The following is a 22,103-nucleotide window of genomic DNA, read 5'->3' on the forward strand; positions in this document are numbered from 1 at the left end:
TCGGATCATGGACCGGATCGCCCTGGCCGACTTCCTCCGCCGCCGCCGCGAGGCGCTGCGCCCCGGTGACGTCGGGCTGCCGCCGGGTGCCCGGCGCCGGGCTCCCGGCCTGCGGCGGGAGGAGGTCGCCGCGCTCGCCGCCATGTCCACCGACTACTACACCCGGCTGGAGCAGCGGCGCGGCCCGCAGCCGAGCCCGAACCTGCTCGCCGGGCTGGCCCGGGCGCTGCGGTTGACCGCCGACGAACGCGACTACCTGTTCCGGGTGGCCGGGCACAGCCCGCCCGAGGCGGTCTCCACCGCCACCCACGTCGCGCCGGCACTGCTGCGGGTGCTGGACCGGCTGGCGGACACGCCGGCGCTGATCCTGTCGAACCTGGGGGAGACGCTGGAGCAGAACCGGTTGGCCGCCGCGCTGCTCGGCGAGCGGACCGGCCACACCGGGCCGGCCCGCAGCGGGATCTTCAGGTGGTTCACCGACCCGGCCGAGCGGGCCCGCTACCCGGTCGACGACCACGACCGGCAGAGCCGCGCGCAGGTCGCCAACCTGCGTGCCGCGTACGGGCAGATGGGTCCCCGCTCCCGCGCCGGTGAGCTGGTCCGGGTGCTGCGCGCGGCCAGCGACGAGTTCGCCGGGCTGTGGGAGCGGCACGAGGTGGCGCAGCGCTACGCCGACCACAAGACGCTGATCCACCCGGAACTCGGCCCGATCGAGCTGGACTGCCAGGTGCTGTTCACCGAGGACCAGTCCCAGGCGCTGCTCGTGCTCACCGCGCCGCCGCGCAGCGAGGGCGCGGAGAAGCTGCGACTGCTCGCCGTGCTCGGGCACGAGCACTTCCCGGCGTGAACCGGGCACAGGAACGGCTATTCACGCCGCCGGGAATCCCCGGTTTTGGTGTCAACCTCCCGTCACGCAGGGTGTTCTGCTGATCTCTTCCGGTCGATAGCGTCGGGCCACTGGCCGCCGACGAAGGGCCGAGAATGGACAACAACGGACACCCGCTCGACCGCAGGCGACTCCTCGCCGGCGCGGCGGCGGCCTCGACGCTCACCCTGACCGGCCTGGCCGTCGCGCCCGCCCCCGGCGCCGCCGCGGCCCCGGCCGGCGCCGGCACGCCGCTGGTGACCCGGGACCGGATCGCGACCGCCGCGTTGCGCGCGCCCGACGGCTCCGCGCCGGCGGTCCGGATCCGGGCCGACTTCCACGACCGGCTCGCCGCCTGGCTGGCGTTCTGGTCGGCGAACTCCCCCCGCGCCTGGAGCGCGCCGACGCAGGTGGTCGCCCGGGTCGCGCCGGCCGGCGACGCGCTGGACCTGCACGCGGTCCGCTACCGCCGCGACGACGAGCCGCGGGCCGGCTTCGCCGCCGTCCGGCGGGACGCCACGCACCTGGCCACGCTGGCCAGCCTGCACCACCACTTCCCGAGCGTGCGCGTCCGGCCGGACGGGACGATCCGGATCGGCGACGGGCCCACCGGCTTCACCGGCGCGCCGGAACAGGTCGCCTTCGCGGTCGCCGCCTGCCGTGGGCTGTGGGGCGACGCGGCGGCCACCGCCGACCGCTGGCGGGAGCACGCCGGCCGGGTCCTCGCCCGCGCCGGCCGGCCCGCCGACGCCGCCTCGCACGCCGGCTGGGCGGCCTTCACCCGGACCAGCCTGCGTCGCGGGCTGGGCACCGAATCGTACGAGTGACCGGAGGAAACAGATGGCCCGCAACGAGTTCCGCTTCGTGGTCGACGGCGTCGACCTGACACCCGACCAGCAGACCCTGATCGCCGGCGAGATCCAGAAGGCCGGCCTGGCCGCGCTGCGTACCGCCAACGCCAAGCTCGTCAACCCGCTCACCCTCGGTCACGGCAACATCCGGCTGCGGCCCGAGTGGTACGGGCTCTGGGTGCTCGACGGCGAGCTTGCGCAGGACCTCGGCCAGAAGATCAACGACATCGGGTTCTGGATCCAGCGGTGACCGACGCCGCCCGATCGGCCGGCCCGCCGGAGCGGATGTGCCCGAGCACGCCGGCGTCCAACGCCACCGTGTTCCTCGGCATGATCACACCGGCGGGCCGGGTGGCCTACGTGACGCCGGCCGTGCCGGCCGAGGTGGCGCTCGCCGGGGCCGACGACTCCGACGGGCCGATCGAGTCCCGGGTCCGGCTCGCCGGTCCCTGCGTCACCTCGTCCTGCGGCTTCTGGACCGGCTCGCACTGCGGCCTGGGCGCCCGGATGGCCGCCTCGTACGCCGAGACCGCCCCGCCGGCCGAGGAGACGCTGCCGAAGTGTGCGATCCGGCGTACCTGCCGGTGGTTCGCCGAGCAGGGACCGGCGGCGTGCCCGGCCTGCTCGCACGTGGTCACCGACGCGCGGTGAACCGGTCCCGCCGCCTTGACCCGGTGGCGCACCCTGGATCCGACGGGCGATGTGGAGGAGGAAACCATGCGCTGGCTCATCATCGTGCTCGCTCTCGTCGCGGTCCTGGTGGCCCTGGCCTCCTGGCGTCGGCTGCGGCGGCACCCGGACGGCGCGGACGGTCAGGTCCGCGACCTGGCGGCCTCGGCCGAGGCACGCCGCCGGCTCGACGACCATCGGAACCCGACGGACGGCAGCAACCTGCGCAGCAGCGGAGGCGGCAGCCTCTGACGCCTCCGGGCCGGTCGTCCGCCGCCGATGTCGGACCGGCCGACTGGCGTCGGGAGGTCATGGAGCCGCGGTTCGGCGAGGGGATCATCGGGCGGGAGCACCCGGCCGGGTTGCTGCGTGCCGAGGTGGCCCGCGTGGTCGACAGCCACGGCGGCCTCGTCCTGGACCGGGTGGCCTACGTGACGCGGGTGGCTGCTCGACCCGGCCACGCACAGCCGCTGATCCTCGCGGCCGTGTCGTTCGCCTCCGCTGCCGGAGCAGTCAGCCGGCGGACACCTGGTGTGACCCGTCGCGGACATGGCGGTAGCGCTCGTAGATCACGCCGGAGCTGAACGTCTTGGTCTCGACCAGGTTCAGCGGGATGTCGGCGGTGACCGGCGGCAGGTACGGCGTGCCGCCACCCACCACGACCGGACACCGGTACATGCGTAGCTCGTCGACGAGGCCGAGCTCGATCGCGGCCCCGGCCAGCACAGTGCCGCCGATCGAGACGGGCTTGTCGGTCGCGTCCAGCGCCATGGCGATCTCCTCGGCCACCGACGCCTTGGCGAGCCGGGCGTTGCCCTGGACGTCATCGAGCGTACGGCTGAAGACGACCTTCGGCAGGTCGCGCCAGGTGTCGGCGAACGCGGCCCCGATCTCGGTCTCGCGCATCGTCGGATCCGTCTCCCACGCCAGCATGTTCTCGTAGAGCCGGCGGCCCAGCAGGTAGCCGCCGAGCTGGCCCACCTCCGCGTGGTGGAACCGGATCAGCTCATCGTCGGGGCCCGCCCAGTCGAACGAGCCCGCGCGGTCGGCGACGAAGCCGTCCACCGAGACGCTCATCGAGTACATCAGCACAGATTCTCTCCTTCTCCGGTCGTATCTGGACCACAGCCTGACACGCCGGGACGACGTTCTGGCGCCTTGAGACCGCGGCGTCGCCGCCTGTCGGACCGGTCGACTAGCGTCGGGAGGTCATGGAGCCGCGGTTCGGCGAGGAGATCATCGGGCGGGAGCACCCGGCCGGGTTGCTGCGCGCCGAGGTGGCCCGCGTGGTCGACAGCCACGGCGGCCTCGTCCTGGTCACCGGCGAGCCGGGCATCGGCAAGACCACCCTGGTCTCGGCCGCCGCCGACGAGGCCCGCCGGCGCGGGGCGCTGGTGTTCGGCGCCGCCTGCTGGGATTCCGACACCGCCCCCGACTACTGGCCCTGGGTGCAGGTGCTGCGCCGGTTGACCCGGGCCACCGGCGACGCCGCGCCCGCCAGGGAGGCGGCCGACGCCGGGCTGGCGGCCCTGCTCGGCGAGCGCGCCGCCGACGACGACCCGGTCGAGCCGGGTGACGACGGCGGGCGGGACGAGTTCGCCCGGCACGACGCGGTGACCGGCGCGCTGGTCGCGGCCGCCCAGCACCGGCCGGTCGTGGTGGTCCTCGACGACCTGCACTGGGCCGACCCGGCGTCGTTGCGGCTGCTCCGGTTCGCCACCCAGCACACCTGGTTCGAGCGGCTGCTGGTGATCGGCACCTACCGCGACGCCGAGGTGGAGGCCGACGACCACCGGCTGCGCCCGCTGCTGCTGCCGTTGGCCGCGAAGGCCACCACCGTCACACTGACCGGCCTGGGCCGCGACGAGGTGGCCGCGCTGATCCGCCGCACCGCCGGCCGGGAACCGGGCGCGGCGCTCGTCGACGAGGTGCACCGCCGCACCGGCGGCAACCCGTTCTTCGTCGAGCAGACCGCCCGGCTCTGGCACACCGACGGCCTGGCCGACACCATCGCCCCCGGCGTACGCGAGGCGGTGCGGCGTCGGCTCGACCAACTACCCGCCCCGGTGGTCGAGGCGCTGACCGTGGCCGCCGTGCTGGGGCGCGAGTTCCACCGGATGACGCTGGCCGCCTGCGTGCCCGCTCCGGCCGCGCAGGTCGACCGGCTGCTCGACCGGGCCGCCGCCGCCCGGCTGGTGCTGTCCCGCGGTGGTGGCCGGTTCGCCTTCGTGCACGACCTGGTCCGGGAGACGCTCTACGACGGGCTGTCCGAGCATGAGCGGCACGCCCGGCACGCCGCCGTGGTCCGGGCCGTCGACCGCGCCGACGACGCGCTCGCCGGTCGGCTCATGGTCGCCGACCTGGCCCGTCACGCCTGGCTCGCGGGCCCCGAGCTGGACCCGGTACGCGCCGGTGACCTGCTGCTGGCCGCCGCGCGCGGCGCCAGCGGCCGGCTGGCCGTGGAGGAGTCGGTGCGGCACTTCCGGCGCGCGCTGAGCCGCACCGACGAGCCGGTCCGGCGGGTCCGGGTGCTGTTGGAGCTGGCCGGGCTGCTGCACCACGCCGGCACGTCGGGCGAGGCCGAGCAGTTTCTCGTCGACGCCGCCGCGCTGGCCCGGGGGCTCGACGAGCCGGCCGTGCTGGCCCGGGTGGCGCTCACCGTCCACAGCCAGCACTCGGCCACCCGGCGTCGGCTCGACGCCGCCGCGCTGGTGCGGGAGGCGTACCAGCGGTTGATCGGTCCGCCCGAGCCGGAGCGGTCGACACGTGCCCTGGTCACCGACCTGATCACCGCGACCGAGACGCTCGCCCGGCACGGCCGGGACGACGAGGCGCTCACGTTCAGCCTGTGGGCCCGCCACGACACCACCTGGGGGCTCGGCACGGCCGAGGAGCGGGCCGTGGTCACCGCCGAGATCCGCGAGGTGGCCCGCCGCGGCGGCGACCGGGACACCGAGCTGTGGGCCACGTCGCTGCGCTGGGTGGCGCTGCTGGAGCTGGGTGACCCGGCGTACCGGGACGAGCTGGCCGCGTTCGTCGTCGGCTGCCGGGCGGGCGACGTGGCCCGGCAACGGATGGCGGCGGCCGTGGACAGCGGCATCATCGCGGCCTTCCGGGGCGACTTCGCCGCCGCCGACGCGTGCTACGCCGAAATGGAGGGCTACGGCGAGTGGGAGCACTCCGACCACGCCTTCATGGCCCACCACCTGCGCTGGTCCCTGCTTCTGCTGCGCGGGCGGCTCGCCGAGGCCGAGGCCGTGCTCGACCGGCCCGGCGCGGCCAACCATCCGCAGGTGGAGCTGCTACGGGCGATCACCGCCGCCGAGCGCGGCGACGCCGACACCGTGCTCCGGCTGGTCGGCGGCATCGAGGCCGCCGGCACGGCGTACCCCCGGCCGGTGTCGGCGCTGTGGCTGCGGCTGCGGGCCCAGGCGGCGGCCGTGGACGGCGACCCCCGCCGTTGCGCCGAGGCCCGGGCGGCCCTGGCGCCGCACCGCGGACGGTGGATGGTCGCGCTGTTCGGCTGCGACATCGGCGGCCCGGTCGACCTCTGGCTGGCCACCGTGGACGCGGCGGAACGGCGGTGGGACGACGCGGTCGCCGGCTACGCGGCGGCCCGGGCCGCCGCCGACCGCCTGGGCGCCCGGCCCTGGTCGGTGCTCGGCCGGGCCGGGCTGGTCACCGCGCTCGTCGGGCGCGGCGGGCCGGGGGACGCGGCCGAGGCGGCCCGGCTGCGGGCCGGGACGGTGGCCGAGGCGCGGGAGCTGGGCATGGTCCAGGTGGTCGAGCGGCTCACCGCGGCCGACCGGCCGGCCGGCCCGCGGGCGGCCGACCTCGACGTGGACGTGTCGACGTCGCGGGCCGACCGGGCCGCGCCGGTCGGATCCACCACGGCGGCCAGGTCGGGTGTCGCCGGTCGGGGCGGCCTGGGAGGTGGGCCCGGCGTGAGCGGTTGGGCCGCCATGACGGTCGGTGCGGGCCCGAGCGGCCGACCCGGTTCCACGGCCGGCGACGACCCTGACGCGGAGGTGCACGGCGCGGACCCGGCCATGGCCGAGTTCCGCCTCGACGGTCCGGTGTGGCGGCTCGCCTACGCCGGCGTGGTGGTGCACCTGCCCGACGCCAAGGGCCTGCACGACCTGCGGCTGCTGCTGAGCCGGCCCGGTGTGGACGTGCGCGCGGTCGAGCTGCTCGACCCGGCGGCCGGTGCGGAACTGGTCGCCGCCCGCCGCCTCGGCGCCGACCCGGTGCTCGACGACGAAGCGAAAGCGCGCTACCGGCAGCACCTGCGGCGGCTCGACGACGAGATCGACCGGGCGGCGCTGCGCGACGACGCGCGGCGGCTGGCGGCCCTGGACGCCGAGCGCGCGGCGCTGCTCGACCAGTTGCGCGCCGCCGCCGGGCTGGCCGGGCGCAGCCGCCGCCTCGGCGACCAGGCCGAGCGGGCACGCAAGGCGGTGACCGGCCGGATCCGGGACACGCTGCGCCGGATCGAGCAGCGGCATCCGGCGCTCGCCGCGCACCTGCGCGAGTCGGTCACCACCGGCGGCACCTGCCGCTACCTGCCGGCCGAGCCGGTGCCCTGGCGACTCTGAACCCGGCCGGTGTTCCCACGCCGGGGCGGCGGGACCCGGAGCGTCCGGGCCCCGCCACCCCCCGGGTCAGCGCCGGTTGTAGCGGCGCATGGTCAGCGTGCCGAACACCACCACGAACCCGGCGCTCCACAGCAGCAGCCACATGGTGTTCGTGGCGTCCGTGGCGCCGGCCATCGCGGCCCGGACCGAGGCGACCAGGTGGGTCACCGGGTTGACCTTGACGAACGCCTGCAACCAGCCCGGCATGGTGGCGGGCTCGACGAACACGTTGCTCAGGAACGTCAACGGGAACAGCACCATCATGCTGACGCCCATCACCGACTTCTCGCTGCGCAGCACCAGGCCGAAGAACGTCCACACCCAGGAGAACGCGAACGAGAAGACCACCAGCAGGCCGATGCCGGCCAGCACGCCGAGCAGCCCGCCGTCGGGACGGAAACCGAGCACCAGCCCCACGGCCAGGATGACCACCGCGGCCAGGATGTACCGCAGCACGTCGCCGAAGATCATGCCGACCAGCGCCGCCGGCCGCCACACCGGCAGTGTCCGGATCCGGTCGAAGACGCCCTTCTCGATGTCGTTGTTCAACCCGACCCCGGTGTACATGGTGATCATCACGACGCTGGTGACCATGATGCCGGGCAGGAAGAACTGGAGGTACGCGCGCGGGCTGTCGGCGAGCGCGCCGCCGAACAGGTACGTGAACATCAGCACCATGATGATCGGGAACGCGGTCACGTCGAACAACTGCTCCGGCACGTGCTTGATCTTCAGCACGGCCCGCCAGCCGAACGTCAGCGACGCCGACAGCGGCCCCGGTGGCGCCGGTCGCTCCCCGGGGGCGAGCACGGTGGCCAACGCCTCGGTGGAGGGCACGTAGACGGACGGGGCCCGCCCGGTGGTGGTCGCGGTGTCGCTCATCGGGCCGCCTCCAGCTCGTCGTCCCGGTCGTCCGCCGCGACGGCCGGGTGGTCGGTCAGGGCCAGGAACACCTCGTCCAGGCTGGGCTGGCCGAGGGAGAAGTCGTCCACCACGATGCCGGCCCGGGCCAGCTCGCCGAGCGCCCGGGCGGCCTGCTCACCGGCCTCCAGGTCGGTGCCGTCCTCGCCGACCCGGGCGGTCAACGCCACCGGGTCGGCGGCGAGCTGCACCGGCACGTTCAACGTCGTCCGCAGCACCTGCTCGGCCCGGGGCCGCTGCCCGGCGTCGCGCAGTCGCACGTGGACGGTGCCCGACCCGACCGACGACTTCAGCTCGCCCGGGGTGCCCTCCGCGATCACCCGGCCGTGGTCGACCACCGCGATCCGGCCGGCGAGCTGGTCTGCCTCGTCCAGATATTGTGTGGTCAGCAGCACCGTGGTGCCGTGCGCCACCACCGCCCGGACGATCTCCCACACCTGGTTGCGGCTGCGCGGGTCCAGCCCGGTGGTCGGCTCGTCCAGGAACAGCAGGTCCGGCGTGTTCAGGATGCTCGCCGCGATGTCGATGCGCCGCCGCATCCCGCCGGAGTACTTCTTCACCTGCCGGCCGGCGGCCTCGGTCAGCCCGAACGCGGCGAGCAGCGCCTCGGCCCGCTCCCGCGCCGCCGGGCGGCCCAGCCCGAGCAGCCGGCCCAGCAGGACCAGGTTCTCCGCGCCGGTGAGGTCCTCGTCGAGCGAGGCGTACTGGCCGGTCAGGCTCATCCGGGCGCGGACCGCGTCGGCCTCGGTGACCACGTCGTGGCCGAAGACCCGGGCCGTACCGCCGTCCGGACGCAGCAGCGTCGCCAGCACGCGTACGGCGGTGGTCTTGCCGGCGCCGTTGGGCCCGAGCATCCCGTAGACGGCGCCGGCGGGGACCCGCAGGTCCAGACCGTCGAGCGCCCGGGTCGAGCCGAACGACCGGGTCAGGCCGTCGGCCTCGACGGCCAGCCCGGTGTTCCGGTTATTCATGATCACTACCTCTCTCCATGGATGGTTCCCCGCAGGCGTACGGGCGGGCCGCGCGACCCTCGCGCAACGCCAGACCCCACCAGCACAGCTCGTCGAGGAGCACCCGGACGTCCTGCCGGAGCTGTTCCTCGACGTGCCCGTCGGGCAGCCCGCCGTCGAGCAGGTCGACGCCGACGGTGTCCCGCACGGTGGTGGCGTGCAGCGCGGTGAAGACGGTCCGGAGCTGCTCGACCGCGTACCGGCCGACCGACCGGTAGCCGTACGAGACGAAGCCGACCGGCTTGGCCTGCCACTCGTCGTACGCGAAGTCGATCGCCTGTTTCAACGAGGCCGGGAAGCTGTGGTTGTACTCCGGGGTGACCACGACGAACGCCTCCGCGCGCGCCACCTGCGCGACGAACTCCCGGATCGCCGGCGTGGGCTCGGCGGGCAGGGCGGCCGGGAAGTCGTACCCGGCCAGGTCGATCTCCCGCACGACCAGCCCGGCGCGGTGGCGGGCCTGGTCGGCGAACCACCCGGCGATCCGGTCGCCGACCCGGCCCTCCCGGGTGCTGCCGATGAGCACGGCGAGCCGTAACGGTGTCATGCCGCCCCTCCCTCGCTGCCGGCCTCGACCGGTAGGCGCCAGACGGCCCGCCAGATCGGATCTGGCGGGCCGTCTCGTCGGGGGTGTCTGGTCGAATCGGCGGATGACCGAGGTACGGATTCTCCGCTGGAGCCCCGAAGACCTGGCGTTGCTACGGGCGCTGAACAGTCCCGAGGTGCGGGCGCACACCGGTGGCCCGGAGACCGACGAGCAGGTGCGTGCCCGCCACGAGCGCTACCTGCGCGGGCCGGGCCCGCGCAGCGGGACCATGTTCACGGTGGTCACGCCGGGCGGGACGAAAGTGGGCAGCGTCGGATTCTGGGCGCGTGACTGGCGCGACGAGCCGGTGTACGAGATGGGTTGGGCGGTGCTCCCGGCCCACCAGGGGCGAGGGCTGGCGACGGCGGCGGTGCGTGCGGTGGTGGCGGCCGCCTCGGCGGTGGGCGACCGGCGCTTCGCGCACGCGTACCCGTCGGTGGACAACCCGGCGTCGAACGCGGTGTGCCGCAAGGCCGGGTTCACGCTGCTCGGCCCGACGGAGTTCGAATACCCGCCGGGGCACCTGATGCGCTCGAACGACTGGCGCATCGGCCTGACGCGCTGACCCGGCCGGCCGGTCAGTGCGCCGCGTCCAGTCGCGTCCGCTGCTCGGCGGTCAGCTCCAGGTCCACCGCGGCCAGGGCCTCCTCCAACTGGGCCACCGAGGAGAAACCGACAAGCGGGATCGCCGGCACGTCGCCGCCCATCAGCCAGGCCAGCACCACCTGGTTGACGGTGGCGCCGGTCTCGGCGGCCACCGCGCGCAGCGCCGCCAGCCGGGCCGGCGTGCCGGGCAGCGCGTACGCCTCGCCGAGCCGCTCCGGCTTCGCGTACGCGCCCTTGAGCAGCGGGGAGTACGCGACCAGGGTGAGCCGCGGCTCGGCGCGCAGGTAGCTGACCAAATCGGGGCCGGCCCAGCCGATCTGGCCGTCCGGGTCCAGTTCGCTCGGCTGGTCCACCCGGGGCGGCAGGTAGCTGCGGTGGTACTGGAGCACGTCGTAGCCGGGCAGCCCGGCCGCCGCCGCGAGGGCCCGGGCCCGCTCGACCCGCCAGGCGCGGTGGTTGCTCGCGCCCAGCAGCCCGACCGTGCCCTCGGCGACCAGCTCCGCGAAGCCTTCCACCGTCTCGCGCAGCGGCACGGTCCGGTCCTCGATGTGGGCGTAGAGCAGGTCGATCCGGTCGACGCCGAGCCGTTCCCGGCTGCGTTCGGCGGACTCGCGGATCACCTTGGCGGACAGCCCCTCCCGGTTGTCCCGGTAGCTGGTGCCGGGCGCGAGCGGGCGGGCGCCGAGCTTGGTGGCGAACACGATCTCGGCGCCGATCCCGCGGCTGCGCCGCCAGCGGCCGAGGAGCGTCTCGCTCTCGCCGCCCTGGCCGCCGTTCTGCCAGAAGGCGTAGTTGTTCGAGGTGTCGACGAACGTTCCGCCGGCCTCGACGTACCGGTCGAGGATGGCGTAGGAGGTGTCCTCGTCGGTGGCGGTGCCGAACAGCATCGCGCCGAGGCTGAGCACGCTGACCTCGCGGCGGGTGGCCGGATCGGTGCCGATGGTGCGGTGACGCATGTCTGGGTCCTCCCCGTCGGAGCGTTTCCGTCACCCTGCCCCTTCGAGCGCGCGCGAAGTCAAACCCCGGCCAGGGCCGGCCGACGAGCCCGTCGGGGAGCGGGTCGGCGCGGCGACACCATTCGAGCACCGTCGAATCATTGGCGCGCACCGGCGGTGGTGGTCTGCAATGGCAGGGCAACGACGCCCGCCTCGGCGGGTGGCGCGGAACCAGGAGGCGGCGGGCCGGTCAAACGGGGGTCGGCCCGCCGCACGGGCGGAGGAGGGGCCGCGTCGGCCCCTCCTCCGGCCGGTTCAGTCCGGTACGTAGTCGAACGTGTCCGGGTTGGGGCCCTGCCGGCCGGCCTCGCCCTGGTCCAGGCTGCCGAGCCGGTCCATGGTGGCGTCGTCGAGTGTGAAGTCGAAGATGCCGAAGTTCTCCTCGATCCGCTTCGGCGTGGTCGACTTCGGGAAGACGATGTCGCCACGCTGCACGTGCCAGCGCAGCACCACCTGGGCCGGGGTCCGCCCGACCTGCTCGGCGACGTCGACCACGGTCGGGTCGTCGAGCACCTTGCCCTGCGCGATCGGCGACCACGCCTCGGTGCCGATCTGGTGCGCCCGGTCGTACGACCGCACCTCCTCGTTGCCGAAGTACGGGTGCGCCTCGACCTGGTTCACCGCCGGCACCACGTCCGCCTCGGCGGCCAGCCGCTCCAGGTGCGCCACCTGGAAGTTGGACACGCCGATCGACCGTACCCGGCCGTCACGCTGGAACTCCTCCAGCACCTTCCAGGTGGAGACGAAGTCGCCGTCGTAGAGCGTGGGCAGCGGCCAGTGGATCAGGAACAGGTCGAGGTAGTCGAACTTCATCGCCCGCAGCGACCGCTCGAACGCCTTGCGGGCGTCGTCCGGGCGGTGGAAGCCGTTGTTCAGCTTGCTGGTGACGAAGATGTCGCCCCGGTCCAGGCCGGAGGCGCGCACCGCCTGCCCGACCTCGGCCTCGTTGCCGTACATCTGGGCGGTGTCGATGTGCCGGTAGCCGATCTCCAACGCCGTGCCGACCGCCCGGGCGGTCTCCCCGGGGTCGATCTGGTAAACCCCGAAGCCGAGCTGCGGGATGGAGTTGCCGTCGTTGAGCGAGATGTCCGGAACGCTGTGGGCGGCCATGTCGTGTCTCATCTCCGATCGTCCGGGATGCCCGGAAGCGCTTCCACCCGGCTCCCGGGCCGTGCCACCCGGGGTTCCTACCCGCTCGGCGGGCGTCCTCACGGCCGTCGGCGGGTGATCTGGGACAAGCCGTCAGCCCCAGATGGACCGCGCCCACTCGGGGTGGTCGACGAACGGATTGCGGTTGCCCTGCCAGCGCTCGTAGATGCGTTGGTTGCGGCGCTGCTCGAACGCGTCCGGCGGGTCCTGTTCGTGCCAGGCGAGCAGTTTCGACAGCCGGCCGAGCCGGGGCGTGGTCCCGTTGGCCACCGAGTCGTTCGGCTCCAGGTCCGGCCAGCCGTCGTCGCCCTCGTACCGGATCGCCATGTAGAGGATCATCCGGGCGACGTCGCCCTTCACCGCGTTGCGCGGCTCGAACGAGTCGGCGTCGGTGTAGCAGCCGGGCGCCTCGGCCACCGCGCTGCCGCCGGCGTCGAAGTCCTTGTTGCCGCGCAGCGAGTTGACCGACACGTCCTCCGGTCGCAGGTGGTGCACGTCGGTGCCGGGTCCGGTGGCGGTGCCGAAGTCGCCGTGCGACTTGGCCCAGACGTGCTCGCGGTTCCAGTCGTCGACGCCGCCGCCGTTGCTGGTCTTGCTCTGCGAGCGCCCGCTGTAGAGCAGGATGACGTTGGCCGGGTTCGCCGGGTCCTGGTCGGTGTCCTTGAGCGCGTCCCACACCTGGTCGTACGTGAGCTTCGTCTGGGTCCTGATGATGGTGTGCAGGGCGGTGCGCAGCGCCGGCCCGGTCCTGCCGGTCGCGGCGGCGTAGTAGTCGGTGGGCGAGGCGGTGCCGGTCGGGCTCGGGGTCGGGCTCGGGGTCGGGCTCGGGGTGGTCCCGCCGCCGAGGCTCATCGCGGTCGGGTTCTTCAGGCCGCCGTGGCTGAAGTACGCGGTCAGGGTGCCGGTCGCGGTCACCTGCCGGCCCCGCAGGGACGGGTTGGCGAGCAACCCGAAGGTGCTCCGCCAGGCGGCGGTGACCTGCACGTACAGCATCCGACTGGTGCCGGTCTCGGTGGCCTGGTCGGCGATCGCGATCGCGGTGTCCGCGGTGAAGCCGGACGTGATCACCGTGTTCGTCGCGGTCGGTTGGCCGATGACGTAGCCGGTGACGGTGGCGGCGCGGCCGTCCTGGGCGGCCAACGCCTGCGCCACGGTCAGCGTGGTGGCCGCCGACGCGGCGTGGGTCACCGCGAGTGGGGTCGCGACGGTGACGGTCAGCACGACCGCCGCGATCAGCCGCCCGGATCGCGAGCGGGTGACGCTCCTCATATTCATGACCAGCGATGCTATTCGGTGTCGGGTGAACTCCGGGAGATCACGGCGACAACTTTCCGTCCCGACCGGCCTCGAACAGCACCGGCCAGGGCCGGGCCGACGGGGTGACGAACGCCGGCCCGGCCGGCGTCTCCGCCGCGGCCAGCACCTCGGCGGCGAGCCGGCCGAACATCGGCGCTGCCGGGTGCGCAGCCCGGTTCGGCCAGCCGGCGGAGATCCGCCGGGCCAGCGGCGCGCCGACGAGCGGTCGCCAGGCGATGCGCGGTTCCCGCCGCGCCAGGGCCGCCGGCTCGACGGCCACCGCCCCACCCGCCAGGAGCAACCCGAACAGGAACTCGGGGTTGCGCGCCGGGCGGACCCGGGACGGGACGAAACCGTGCTGTCGGCACACCGTCAGCAGGTGCTCATGCCAGCCGGGGGCGGTGGCCGGTGGCGCGGTGACCAGATCCAGGCCGGCCAGATCGGCAAGCGCGACCGCACGGGCCCGGGCCAACGGCGAGGTCCGGGGCAGCAACGCCCCGACCGGCACGTCCACCGGCTTCCCGAACCGCAGCCCGGCCTCCTCGACCGGATGGTGCAGCAGGCCGACGTCCAGCCGGCCCTCCGCCAGCATCCGCCGCTGCTCGGCGCTGGTCAGTTCGTGCAGGTCAAGATCGAGTCCGGGTGCGCGGGCGGCCAGCCCGTCGAGCAACGCGCGCACCGTCACCGCCGGGGTCTCCGGGGGTACGCCGACGCGCAGCACACCGAGCGTGCCCCGGCCTACCTGGTCGGCGAGGTGGCGCAGTCGGCGTTCGCCGGCGAGCAGGTCGTCCGCCTCGCCGAGCAGCAACTGGCCGGCGGTGGTGAGACGGACCTGCCGTTGCGACCGGTCGAAGAGTGCCGCGCCCAACTCCTGCTCCAGCCGCCGGATCGACTGGCTCAGCGGCGGCTGCGCCATGCCCAGCGTCTCGGCGGCCCGGCCGAAGTGCAGCTCCCGGGCGACCACCACGAAGTGCCGCAGATGTCGCAGCAGGTCCACCCGCGCACCCTAGCGTCCGCGCTGGTTACCGTGGCGGGGTGGATGCGACGCAACGGGTCGGGGAGATCTTCGGACGGGCCGGGCTGAGCGGGTGCCTGCACGTGGCCGACGTGGACGACCCGTCGCGCGAGGTGGCGCTGCGCGCCGACGAGCAGATCGTCATCGCGTCCGTCTTCAAGATCCTGCTGGTGCTGGAGTTCGCCCGGCAGGTCACCGCCGGCCAACTCGACCCGGGCGAGCGGGTGCTGGTCGGCGCCGCCGACCGGCTGGGCGGCTGGGGAGTCGCCGGCTGCGCCGACGACGTCGAGGTCTCCCTGCGCGACCTCGCGTACTTCGCCATGTCGGTGAGCGACAACACGGCCGCCGACCTGCTGCTGCGCCGGGTCGGCCCGGACGTGCTGCCGATGCTGGCCGCGGAGCTGGACCTGCCGCGGACCCGGATCGTGGGCGGACCCCGGCAACTGGTCGAGACGATGCTCGCCGACGTGGGCGCGCGTACCGAGGCGGACTTCGCGCGGATCTTCCCCACGCTGCCGCCGGAGCGGGTCCGGGCCATGCGGGTCTTCGACCCGGACCACACCACCTCCAGCACCGCCCGCGAGCTGACCCGGCTGCTCGGCCTGGTGTGGCGCGACGAGGCCGGCCCGGCGGAAGCCTGCGCGACGGTCCGGGAGCTGATGGCCCGGCAACTCTTCTGGACCCGGCTCGCCGCCGGCTTCCCGCCCGCGGTCCGGGTCGCCGGCAAGACCGGCACCCTGCCCGGCCTGCACCTGGAAGCCGGCGTCGCGGAGTACCCCGACGGCGGCCGGTACGCCGTCGCGGTCCTGGCACGCACCGAGCGGCTCAGCACCCGCCGGATCGACGCCGACCTGGCCATGGGGGAGGCCGCCCGGGCGGCGGTCGAGTCGTTGCGCTGATCTTTCGGACCGGCGACCCGGTGTGCACCCGCTCCGACCTGCGGTGATATCGGAACGGATATCGATCCTTCCGTCGCTCGATCTTGGACGCCGCGGCCGGTGCGGTGGTGGAGTGGGCCTACCGATCCACCGATCCCGCAACGGGGAGGACGACCTGTGCCCGAGAACCAACCGTCCCGCTACGCCCGCCGCCGCTTCCTGCGCGACACCGCCGTCGGCGCCGCCGCCGTCTCCACCGCCGGGCTCGTCGCCGGCACCCCGGCCCAGGCCGCTCCGCGCGCCCCGGCGGGCCGGCCCGCCGGCCGCGCCGGCGCGGTGAGCTTCCGCTGGTGGGGCACGGCCGGGTGGCGGATCGACATCGGCGACCGGACCGTGCTTGTCGACCCGTACCTCAGCCGTTTCGACACCGGCCTCTTCCGGGGGGCGTTCCAGCCGGACACCGCGCTGACCGTGGCCGCCGACGTGGTCGACCGGTTCGCCGACCGCGCCGAGAACATCCTGGTCACCCACACCCACTGGGACCACTTCAACGACGTGCCGCACATCGCCGCCCGGACCGGCGCCCGGGTCCTGGGCACGCTCACCGCCCACCACCTCGGGCTGGCGTACGGGCTGCCGGCCGGGCAACTCGCCCCGGTCAAGGGCGGCGAGGTGCTCGACTTCGACGGGTACACGATCGAGGTGGTCGGCTCGCTGCACAGCCGCAACGCGGCCTGGTCGATGGCCTTCCCAGGGGTCCGGGTCAGCCCGCCACCACGGCCGACGAAGATCTCCGACCTGCCCGAGGGGGACACGCTGGCCTACCAGATCCGGGTCGACGGCGGGCCGTCGGTGTTCTTCATGGGCGCCAGCGACCTCGACGAGCGCAACCTGGCCGGCCTGGCCCCGGACGTGGCGATGATCGCCTCCGCCGCCACCACGTCCGTGGCCGACTACGTGCCCCGGCTGATGGCCGCGCTGGACCACCCGAGGACCGTGGTGCCGGTGCACTGGGACAACTTCGAGACCCCGCTGACCAACCCGCCGACGGTCGCCACCACCGACCGGGCTCGCCTCGACGCCCTGATCGCCGACGTGCGTCGGGTCTCGCCGCGCAGCCGCGTGGTGGTGCCCGAGTACCACACCGCCTACCGGTTCTGACCGGTCGCGCTCAGCCGGCGGTCAGGTCGCGCAACGCCAGCACCGACTTCCAGTTGCGCGCCGTCGCCACCACACCCAACTTCTTCTCCAGGTACGCGGTGGTGAACTTCGTCCGCCCGTAGTTGCCGGCCGGGTAGTGCAGGTGCAGCTCCCGGCCGACCACCGCGTACGCCATCTCCTCGCCGGCCGGCACGGCCAGCTCGCGGACCCGGGCCGCGTCCGGCGCGGCGGACAGGAACACCACCAGCACCCGGGTCGGGTCGTTCTGACCCCCGGCGTACGGGCTCGCGCCGACCAGCGCGGCCAGCTCGCCGCCGTCGCGGACCAGCACCGGCACCCGCAGCCCCACCTCGTCGGCGAGCCGCCCGGCGATGCCCTCCGCGAGCACCTCGTCGCGGGTCGGGGGCGCGGTGAACACCACGTTGCCGCTCTGGAGGTACGTCCTGACGTCGGTGTGACCGAGGTCGGCGACGACGCGACGCAGGTCCGCCATCGCGAGCCGGGTGGCGCCGACGTTGACGCCCCGCAGCAGGGCGGCGTAGCGGGTCATGACCCGCAGCCTAGGTCAGGCGGACGCCAACCGGGCGTAGACGTCGCCGGAGCGACCCGCCGGCCGGTAAGTCTCCAGCAGCCGCACCAGGCCGGCCGCGTCGAGCCACTCGTCGGCGGCGAAGCGCATCGTCTCCACCGGGGAGTAGTTGTAGCGGTAGCCGCCCGCCGACGCGCCCAGCCGCTGCACCTGGTCGAGCACCGCGAGCGCCGCGTCGTGCGCCGGCGGGAGGTACTCGAAGGAGAGCGCGCGCACCGGCCGACTCAGCCCGGCCAGCACGTCACCCTCGAAGCCCTCCACGTCGACCTTGCAGAACTCCGGTACGCCGTGCTTGGCGACCAGGTCGTCGAGCGTCACCACCGGCACCTCGACCGAGCGGTCCCACCGCACCCCGGCGAAGCTCGGGTCCGCCGTCACCGAGTCGATCCAGGACGACGACATGGTGGACACCGTCGGCGTCGCGGACGACAGCTCCAACCGCGCCCGGCCGGCGCGGGCACCGACCGCGGTGGGTTCGATGGCCACGTCGTCGTCGCGCCCGAATGCCAGGCGCAGCACCCGCAGGCAGTCCGGCTGCGGCTCGACCGCGACCACCCGCGCGCCCAGCCGACGCCAGGTGCGGACCCGGCCACCGACGTGGGCGCCGATGTCGAAGCCGAGGTCGCCGGGGCCGAGGAACTGGCCGTAGAGCCGGCGGGCCCGGCGGTGCTTGGCCGGCTGGCCGTGGTAGATGGCCAGGGACCGGGTGATCCCCCAGGTCCGTGCGAGCATCGTCACGCCGTTCCTAACTGTGAGTCCTGGACTGCGGGCCGAACGCCCGCAGGAACCGGTCGCGGAACTCCTCCATCGGCCAGACGGGGGCGGTCGGGTCCGGGTTGAGACCGGCCCGCCAGCCCCACCCGGCGACCCGGTCGAGCACGGCCGGGTCCTTCGCCACGATGGTGATCGGCACGTCCCTGCCGGCCCCCTCGCCGGTGACCGCCCGGGCCGGCTGGTGGTCGCCGAGGAAGACCAGCACGAGGTTCTCGTCGCCGTAGCGTTCCACGTAGGAGACCAGGGTGCGCAGCGTGTAGACGATCGAGTTCCGGTAGGCCTTCCGGGTGCCCTCGTCCGCCCGGTCGGCGCGGTTGGTGCCGGCGAAGACCGATCCGTCGCCCAGGTCGTCCCAGTCGACCAGGGGCGGCACCGGCGACCACGGGAGATGGCTGGAGAGCAGCGGGATCTCGGCCATCACCGGGGCGTGCCCGGGGGCCCGCTCGGCGCGCTGGAAGGCCTCCAGGGTGAACTGGTCCGGCGGCGAGGAGAAACTGAACGTCGGCCCCCGGTAGCCGAGGTCACCGGCGCCGTAGACCTTGTCCGGGGCGAAGAAGTCGGCCTCCGGCCAGGCCCGGGTGAGGGCCGGCATGACGAGCGACGTCCGCCATCCGGCGCGCTTGAACGCGCCGTTGAGCGTCAGGCGGTCGCTGCGTACCAGGTTCGTGTAGCGGAGCTGGTTGTCGGCCCGGATGCCGGACATCAGCGTGGCGTGCGCCAGCCAGCTCCCGCCGCCTGTGGTGGACGAGGTGAGGAACGCGGTGCGGCTGCCGTAGCCGGCCGCGGTCAGCCGGCGCGTCCCCTCGTCGAGGACGGCGTCCACCTCCGGGGCCAGCTCCGGGTCCTCCACCGCCACCCGGCCGTAGCTCTCCACGAACGTGACCAGGACGTCCTTGCCGCGCAAACCGGTCAGCAACTGGTCGCCGGGGGTGTCCCGGAACGGGTCGCCGGCGAGCTGGGTGCGCAGCCGCTCCTGGTCGTGCAGGCCGGCGTTGACCTGCCGGGTGCGGTCGTACACGCCGCCCGCGACCGTGCCGGCGGCGATCGGCAGCCCGGGCACGAGCTGCGCGCCGAGCACCGCGCAGGTGACCCAGGCCGCGCCGAGCGCGGTGGCGACCCGGGCGCTGACCCCCCGGTGGCCGGCGACCAGCCGGGCCAGTCGCCGCACCGACAACGTCACCAGCACCGGTACGGCGACGACCGCGGCCACCGCGGCGACCACGGCCCCCACCTGGGCGGCCCGCCCGTACGACTCGGCGAGGAACTCCGCGCCGGCGGCCAGGAACGCCCAGTCCGCGATCAGGTCGAAGCGGCGGTCCAGCACGGTGGAGAAGCCGAGGTCGGCGATCTTCAGGACGAGCACCAGGCCGAGCAGCGCGCCGAGCACCGTGGCCACGATCCGGCGGGGTCTCGGCGGCAGCGCCAGCAGCAGGGCGACCGCGATCAGCCCCTCCACCGGGATGCGGAGGAACGCGGCCGGGGTGAGGTCGTTGACGTCGGTCGGCAGGATCAGGGCGACCAGCGCCAACGCGGCGGCCAGCACGGTGACGGCCTTGCGCCGGAGACCGTCCGTCGGGGTCGGGTCGGGACCGGCGGTCGGGGTCGGGTCGTCGTCGGTCACGGCCGCCGACCGCCGACCTCGGCGCGTCCGACGAGCACCGGAGCGGCGGGCTCCCAGCCGGCCCGGCGAGCCGCCGGCACGGGGGAACGCACCACCGCCGGACGGGCCGGCTCGGTGCGGACGGCCGGCGTGCGGTGCCGCCACCGCCAGCGCACGTCCCGGCCGAACGACTCGACGAGCAGCGCCAGCGCGCCGACGAGCACCGCGACGGCCAGCGCCGTCGGCAGCACCTCCGCCGCCACCACGGCCAGCGCGATGCCCTGGACCGCGGCGACCGTCTTGCGCCAGTAGCGCGGCGGCAACGGACCGTTCAGCCAGGGCAGCAGCCAACCGGCCGCGACGAACGCGTACCGCATCGCGCCGATCACCAGCACCCACGGGCCCACCTGGTCGGCGACGTGGAGGCAGAGCACCAGGACGAGGAAGGAGTCGACCTCCATGTCGAACCGGGCCCCGAGCGCGCTCACCGTGCCGGTGCGCCGGGCCACCTGCCCGTCCACCCAGTCGAGCGCGAGCGCCACCGCGGTGAGGCCGACCAGCACCGCGACCGGGGTGGGCCGGCTGAACGAGTCCACCACCAGCGCGGTCACGCCGCCGGCCAGCGTCGCCCGGGTCAGCGTCACCCAGTCGGCCGGCCCGAGCCGGCGCGCGCCCGCGCGGCTCAGCCCGTGCCCGAGCGCGGTGAGCAGCACCACTCCGTAGACGAGACCGGCCAGCCAGCCGGCCCGGCCCAGGCCGATGGTGCCGGCGATTCCCGCCAGCACACCGAGCTGGAGGATCGTCCCCGCGAATGGATCAGTCCGAACCACTGACACTGTGCCTCCGAATTGCGCGCGTACGACCCACCGGTGTGTACGCAGAACATGCCCGAACGGTTCGCTCTGATACCGAAAACGCACGATCAAGAGTGCACGTCACATCGGGGCGCCCGCTCGGCCGGGCGGGCCGAGGGCATTCGTGTCGGGACGGGTCAGCGGGTCAGCGGGGCGGGTCAGCGGGTCAGCGGGGCGGGTCAGCGGGTCAGCGGGTCAGCGGGTCAGCGGGGGCGGGTCAGCGGGGCGGAGCGTCGGCCGGGTCGCCGTCGCGGCGGGCCAGCGCCGAGCGGCGGTAGCCGTACAGCGCGTAGACGACGGCGCCGAGCAGGAACCAGACGCCGAAGCGCAGCCAGGTCACCGGGTCGAGGAACGTGATCAGCCAGATCGAGAACACCACGCCGACCGCCGGCACCACCGGCATACCGGGCAGCCGGAACGCCCGGGGCGCGTCCGGTCGGCGGTAGCGGAGCACGATCACCGCCACGCAGACCACCACGAACGCCAGCAGGATGCCGATGTTGGTCAGCTCGGCGGCCTGCCGGATCGGCAGGAAGCCGGCGATCAGCGCCGAGGCGACGCCGACGATCCAGGTGACCCGGCTGGGCACCCGGCGCACCGGGTGCACCTTGGCGAACCAGGCCGGCAGCAGCCCGTCCCGGCTCATCGAGAACCACACCCGGGTCACGCCGAGCATGAACGTGAACATCACCGTGAGGATGCCGATGATCGCCCCGACCGCGATCACGCTGGCCAGGCCGGAGAGCCCGACCGAGGCGAACGCCGAGGAGAAGCCGCTCTCCGGATCGATGTCCCGGTAGTTCTGCATGCCGGTGAGCACCAGCGTGGCCAACACGTAGAGCACCATGGAGATGGCCAGCGACCAGATGATCGCCTTCGGCATGTGCCGGCGGGCGTCCCGCGACTCCTCGGCGGCGGTGCTCATCGCGTCGTAGCCGAAGACCGCGAAGAACACGGTGGCCGCCCCGGTGATCGCGCCGCCCACCCCGAACGGGAAGAACGGCGAGTAGTTGCCGGTCTTGACGTGGAAGAAGCCGACCACGATCACCAGCAGCACCACGGCGACCTTCAACCCGACCACGAACGTCTCGAACCGCGCCGCGGCCTTGATGCCCCGGTTGAGCAGGTACGCGATGAGCAGGCAGAGCGCCGCCGCGAACAGGTCGACGCGGTGCCCGTCGCCGGTGCCCGGCGCGCCGAGCATCCAGGCCGGCAGCTCGGCGCCCAACTGGGTGACCAGGAAGCCGAAGTAGCCGGAGATGCCGATCGCCACCACCGCCACGATGGCGGTGTACTCCAGCAGCAGGTCCCAGCCGATGAACCAGCCGACCGCCTCACCCAGCACGGCGTAGCCGTAGGTGTAGGCCGAGCCGGCCTTCGGGATCATGCCGGCGAACTCCGCGTACGACAGCGCGGCGGCGGCGCTGGCCAGGCCCGCGATCAGGAACGACACCAGCACGGCCGGGCCGGCGGTCTCGTTGGCCACCGCGCCGGCGAGCGCGAAGATGCCGGCGCCGATGATGCCGCCGACCCCGATCGCGGTGAGCTGCCACAGGCCCAGCTCGCGGGCGAGCCCCTCCTCGGTCTCGTCGGCGATCTCCTCGACCGGCTTACGCCGGAAGATGCCCCGCCCAACGGTCATGGTGACCC

20 protein-coding genes and 1 pseudogene are annotated in these 22,103 nt (G+C 74.1%); 9 read left to right on the top strand and 12 right to left on the bottom strand.

Translation table 11 applies throughout. The annotated features are described in order from the left end of the window. Nucleotides 1-7: 7 nt before the first annotated feature. The 5 genes from OG767_RS06735 to OG767_RS06755 all read left to right on the top strand — a co-directional run bounded on the left by OG767_RS06735 (nucleotide 8) and on the right by OG767_RS06755 (nucleotide 2,637). Nucleotides 8-847: a helix-turn-helix transcriptional regulator gene (locus tag OG767_RS06735; protein ID WP_405092632.1), complete on the top strand. Its 840-nt coding sequence runs from the start codon at nucleotides 8-10 to the stop codon at nucleotides 845-847. Between the two features lie 134 nt (nucleotides 848-981). Then, the gene (locus tag OG767_RS06740) at nucleotides 982-1,692 is read left to right on the top strand and encodes a hypothetical protein (protein ID WP_405092633.1); all 711 of its coding nucleotides are present in this window, start codon (nucleotides 982-984) and stop codon (nucleotides 1,690-1,692) included. 13 nt (nucleotides 1,693-1,705) lie between these two features. Further along, entirely contained in the window at nucleotides 1,706-1,966 is a 261-nt protein-coding gene (locus tag OG767_RS06745) for a hypothetical protein (RefSeq protein WP_405092634.1), read from the top strand. After that, complete coding sequence (locus OG767_RS06750; protein ID WP_405092635.1) at nucleotides 1,963-2,367, top strand: hypothetical protein; 405 nt, start codon at nucleotides 1,963-1,965, stop codon at nucleotides 2,365-2,367. The genes OG767_RS06745 and OG767_RS06750 overlap by 4 nt, the downstream gene beginning before the upstream one ends. Before the next feature lie 66 nt (nucleotides 2,368-2,433). Further along, nucleotides 2,434-2,637 carry a hypothetical protein gene (locus OG767_RS06755; RefSeq protein WP_405092636.1) on the top strand — a complete coding sequence of 68 codons (204 nt, stop codon included), beginning with the start codon at nucleotides 2,434-2,436 and terminating at the stop codon, nucleotides 2,635-2,637. 261 nt (nucleotides 2,638-2,898) lie between these two features. On the opposite strand, the gene OG767_RS06760 is transcribed toward OG767_RS06755, so the two are convergent. Continuing rightward, nucleotides 2,899-3,471, bottom strand: coding sequence for a dihydrofolate reductase family protein (locus tag OG767_RS06760; RefSeq protein WP_405094149.1), 573 nt, complete (start codon nucleotides 3,469-3,471; stop codon nucleotides 2,899-2,901). 125 nt (nucleotides 3,472-3,596) lie between these two features. Here OG767_RS06760 and OG767_RS06765 point away from each other — a divergent pair, with 125 nt between their 5' ends. Continuing rightward, complete coding sequence (locus OG767_RS06765; protein ID WP_405092637.1) at nucleotides 3,597-6,980, top strand: AAA family ATPase; 3,384 nt, start codon at nucleotides 3,597-3,599, stop codon at nucleotides 6,978-6,980. A gap of 66 nt (nucleotides 6,981-7,046) precedes the next feature. On the opposite strand, the gene OG767_RS06770 is transcribed toward OG767_RS06765, so the two are convergent. From OG767_RS06770 to OG767_RS06780, 3 genes are read right to left on the bottom strand one after another with little or no spacing between them, the layout of a single operon-like run. After that, nucleotides 7,047-7,901 carry an ABC transporter permease gene (locus OG767_RS06770; RefSeq protein ID WP_405092638.1) on the bottom strand — a complete coding sequence of 285 codons (855 nt, stop codon included), beginning with the start codon at nucleotides 7,899-7,901 and terminating at the stop codon, nucleotides 7,047-7,049. After that, on the bottom strand, nucleotides 7,898-8,911 hold the full coding sequence (locus tag OG767_RS06775; protein WP_405092639.1) for an ATP-binding cassette domain-containing protein: 1,014 nt from the start codon (nucleotides 8,909-8,911) through the stop codon (nucleotides 7,898-7,900). The genes OG767_RS06770 and OG767_RS06775 overlap by 4 nt, the downstream gene beginning before the upstream one ends. Then, entirely contained in the window at nucleotides 8,904-9,497 is a 594-nt protein-coding gene (locus OG767_RS06780; RefSeq protein WP_405092640.1) for an NADPH-dependent FMN reductase, read from the bottom strand. Before OG767_RS06780 ends, OG767_RS06775 begins: the two co-directional genes overlap by 8 nt. Before the next feature lie 103 nt (nucleotides 9,498-9,600). Between OG767_RS06780 and OG767_RS06785 the strand changes: the two genes are divergently transcribed. Next, a complete protein-coding gene (locus OG767_RS06785) occupies nucleotides 9,601-10,101 on the top strand; it encodes a GNAT family N-acetyltransferase; N-acetyltransferase (RefSeq protein WP_405092641.1) in 501 nt (166 codons plus the stop codon). A gap of 13 nt (nucleotides 10,102-10,114) precedes the next feature. Here OG767_RS06785 and OG767_RS06790 read toward each other — a convergent pair whose 3' ends face one another. The 4 genes from OG767_RS06790 to OG767_RS06805 all read right to left on the bottom strand — a co-directional run bounded on the left by OG767_RS06790 (nucleotide 10,115) and on the right by OG767_RS06805 (nucleotide 14,579). Next, nucleotides 10,115-11,098 carry an aldo/keto reductase gene (locus OG767_RS06790; RefSeq protein WP_405092642.1) on the bottom strand — a complete coding sequence of 328 codons (984 nt, stop codon included), beginning with the start codon at nucleotides 11,096-11,098 and terminating at the stop codon, nucleotides 10,115-10,117. Nucleotides 11,099-11,392: 294 nt separating this feature from the next. Continuing rightward, on the bottom strand, nucleotides 11,393-12,247 hold the full coding sequence (locus OG767_RS06795; protein ID WP_405094150.1) for an aldo/keto reductase: 855 nt from the start codon (nucleotides 12,245-12,247) through the stop codon (nucleotides 11,393-11,395). Between the two features lie 132 nt (nucleotides 12,248-12,379). Next, nucleotides 12,380-13,561 carry an endonuclease gene (locus tag OG767_RS06800; protein ID WP_405092643.1) on the bottom strand — a complete coding sequence of 394 codons (1,182 nt, stop codon included), beginning with the start codon at nucleotides 13,559-13,561 and terminating at the stop codon, nucleotides 12,380-12,382. 40 nt (nucleotides 13,562-13,601) lie between these two features. After that, a complete protein-coding gene (locus OG767_RS06805; RefSeq protein ID WP_405092644.1) occupies nucleotides 13,602-14,579 on the bottom strand; it encodes a LysR family transcriptional regulator in 978 nt (325 codons plus the stop codon). Between the two features lie 38 nt (nucleotides 14,580-14,617). Here OG767_RS06805 and OG767_RS06810 point away from each other — a divergent pair, with 38 nt between their 5' ends. Together OG767_RS06810 and OG767_RS06815 are read left to right on the top strand one after the other, a co-directional pair. Further along, nucleotides 14,618-15,496, top strand: coding sequence for a serine hydrolase (locus tag OG767_RS06810; RefSeq protein ID WP_405092645.1), 879 nt, complete (start codon nucleotides 14,618-14,620; stop codon nucleotides 15,494-15,496). Between the two features lie 156 nt (nucleotides 15,497-15,652). Next, nucleotides 15,653-16,636 carry an MBL fold metallo-hydrolase gene (locus tag OG767_RS06815; protein ID WP_405092646.1) on the top strand — a complete coding sequence of 328 codons (984 nt, stop codon included), beginning with the start codon at nucleotides 15,653-15,655 and terminating at the stop codon, nucleotides 16,634-16,636. Nucleotides 16,637-16,646: 10 nt separating this feature from the next. Here the strand turns inward: OG767_RS06815 and OG767_RS06820 are convergent, their stop codons facing one another. The 4 genes and pseudogenes from OG767_RS06820 to OG767_RS06835 form a co-directional block, all read right to left on the bottom strand. Beyond that, nucleotides 16,647-17,186, bottom strand: a complete 540-nt coding sequence (locus OG767_RS06820) for a DUF1697 domain-containing protein (RefSeq protein WP_405092647.1) — start codon at nucleotides 17,184-17,186, stop codon at nucleotides 16,647-16,649. 15 nt (nucleotides 17,187-17,201) lie between these two features. Beyond that, the gene (locus tag OG767_RS06825) at nucleotides 17,202-17,957 is read right to left on the bottom strand and encodes an FkbM family methyltransferase (protein ID WP_405094151.1); all 756 of its coding nucleotides are present in this window, start codon (nucleotides 17,955-17,957) and stop codon (nucleotides 17,202-17,204) included. 13 nt (nucleotides 17,958-17,970) lie between these two features. Beyond that, a pseudogene (locus tag OG767_RS06830) lies at nucleotides 17,971-20,435 on the bottom strand (CDP-alcohol phosphatidyltransferase family protein). Between the two features lie 235 nt (nucleotides 20,436-20,670). Further along, the gene (locus OG767_RS06835; protein WP_405092648.1) at nucleotides 20,671-22,095 is read right to left on the bottom strand and encodes an amino acid permease; all 1,425 of its coding nucleotides are present in this window, start codon (nucleotides 22,093-22,095) and stop codon (nucleotides 20,671-20,673) included. Between the last annotated feature and the right edge of the window lie 8 nt (nucleotides 22,096-22,103).

It is taken from the genome of Micromonospora sp. NBC_01392 (assembly GCF_045040125.1).
Taxonomy (GTDB): domain Bacteria; phylum Actinomycetota; class Actinomycetes; order Mycobacteriales; family Micromonosporaceae; genus Micromonospora.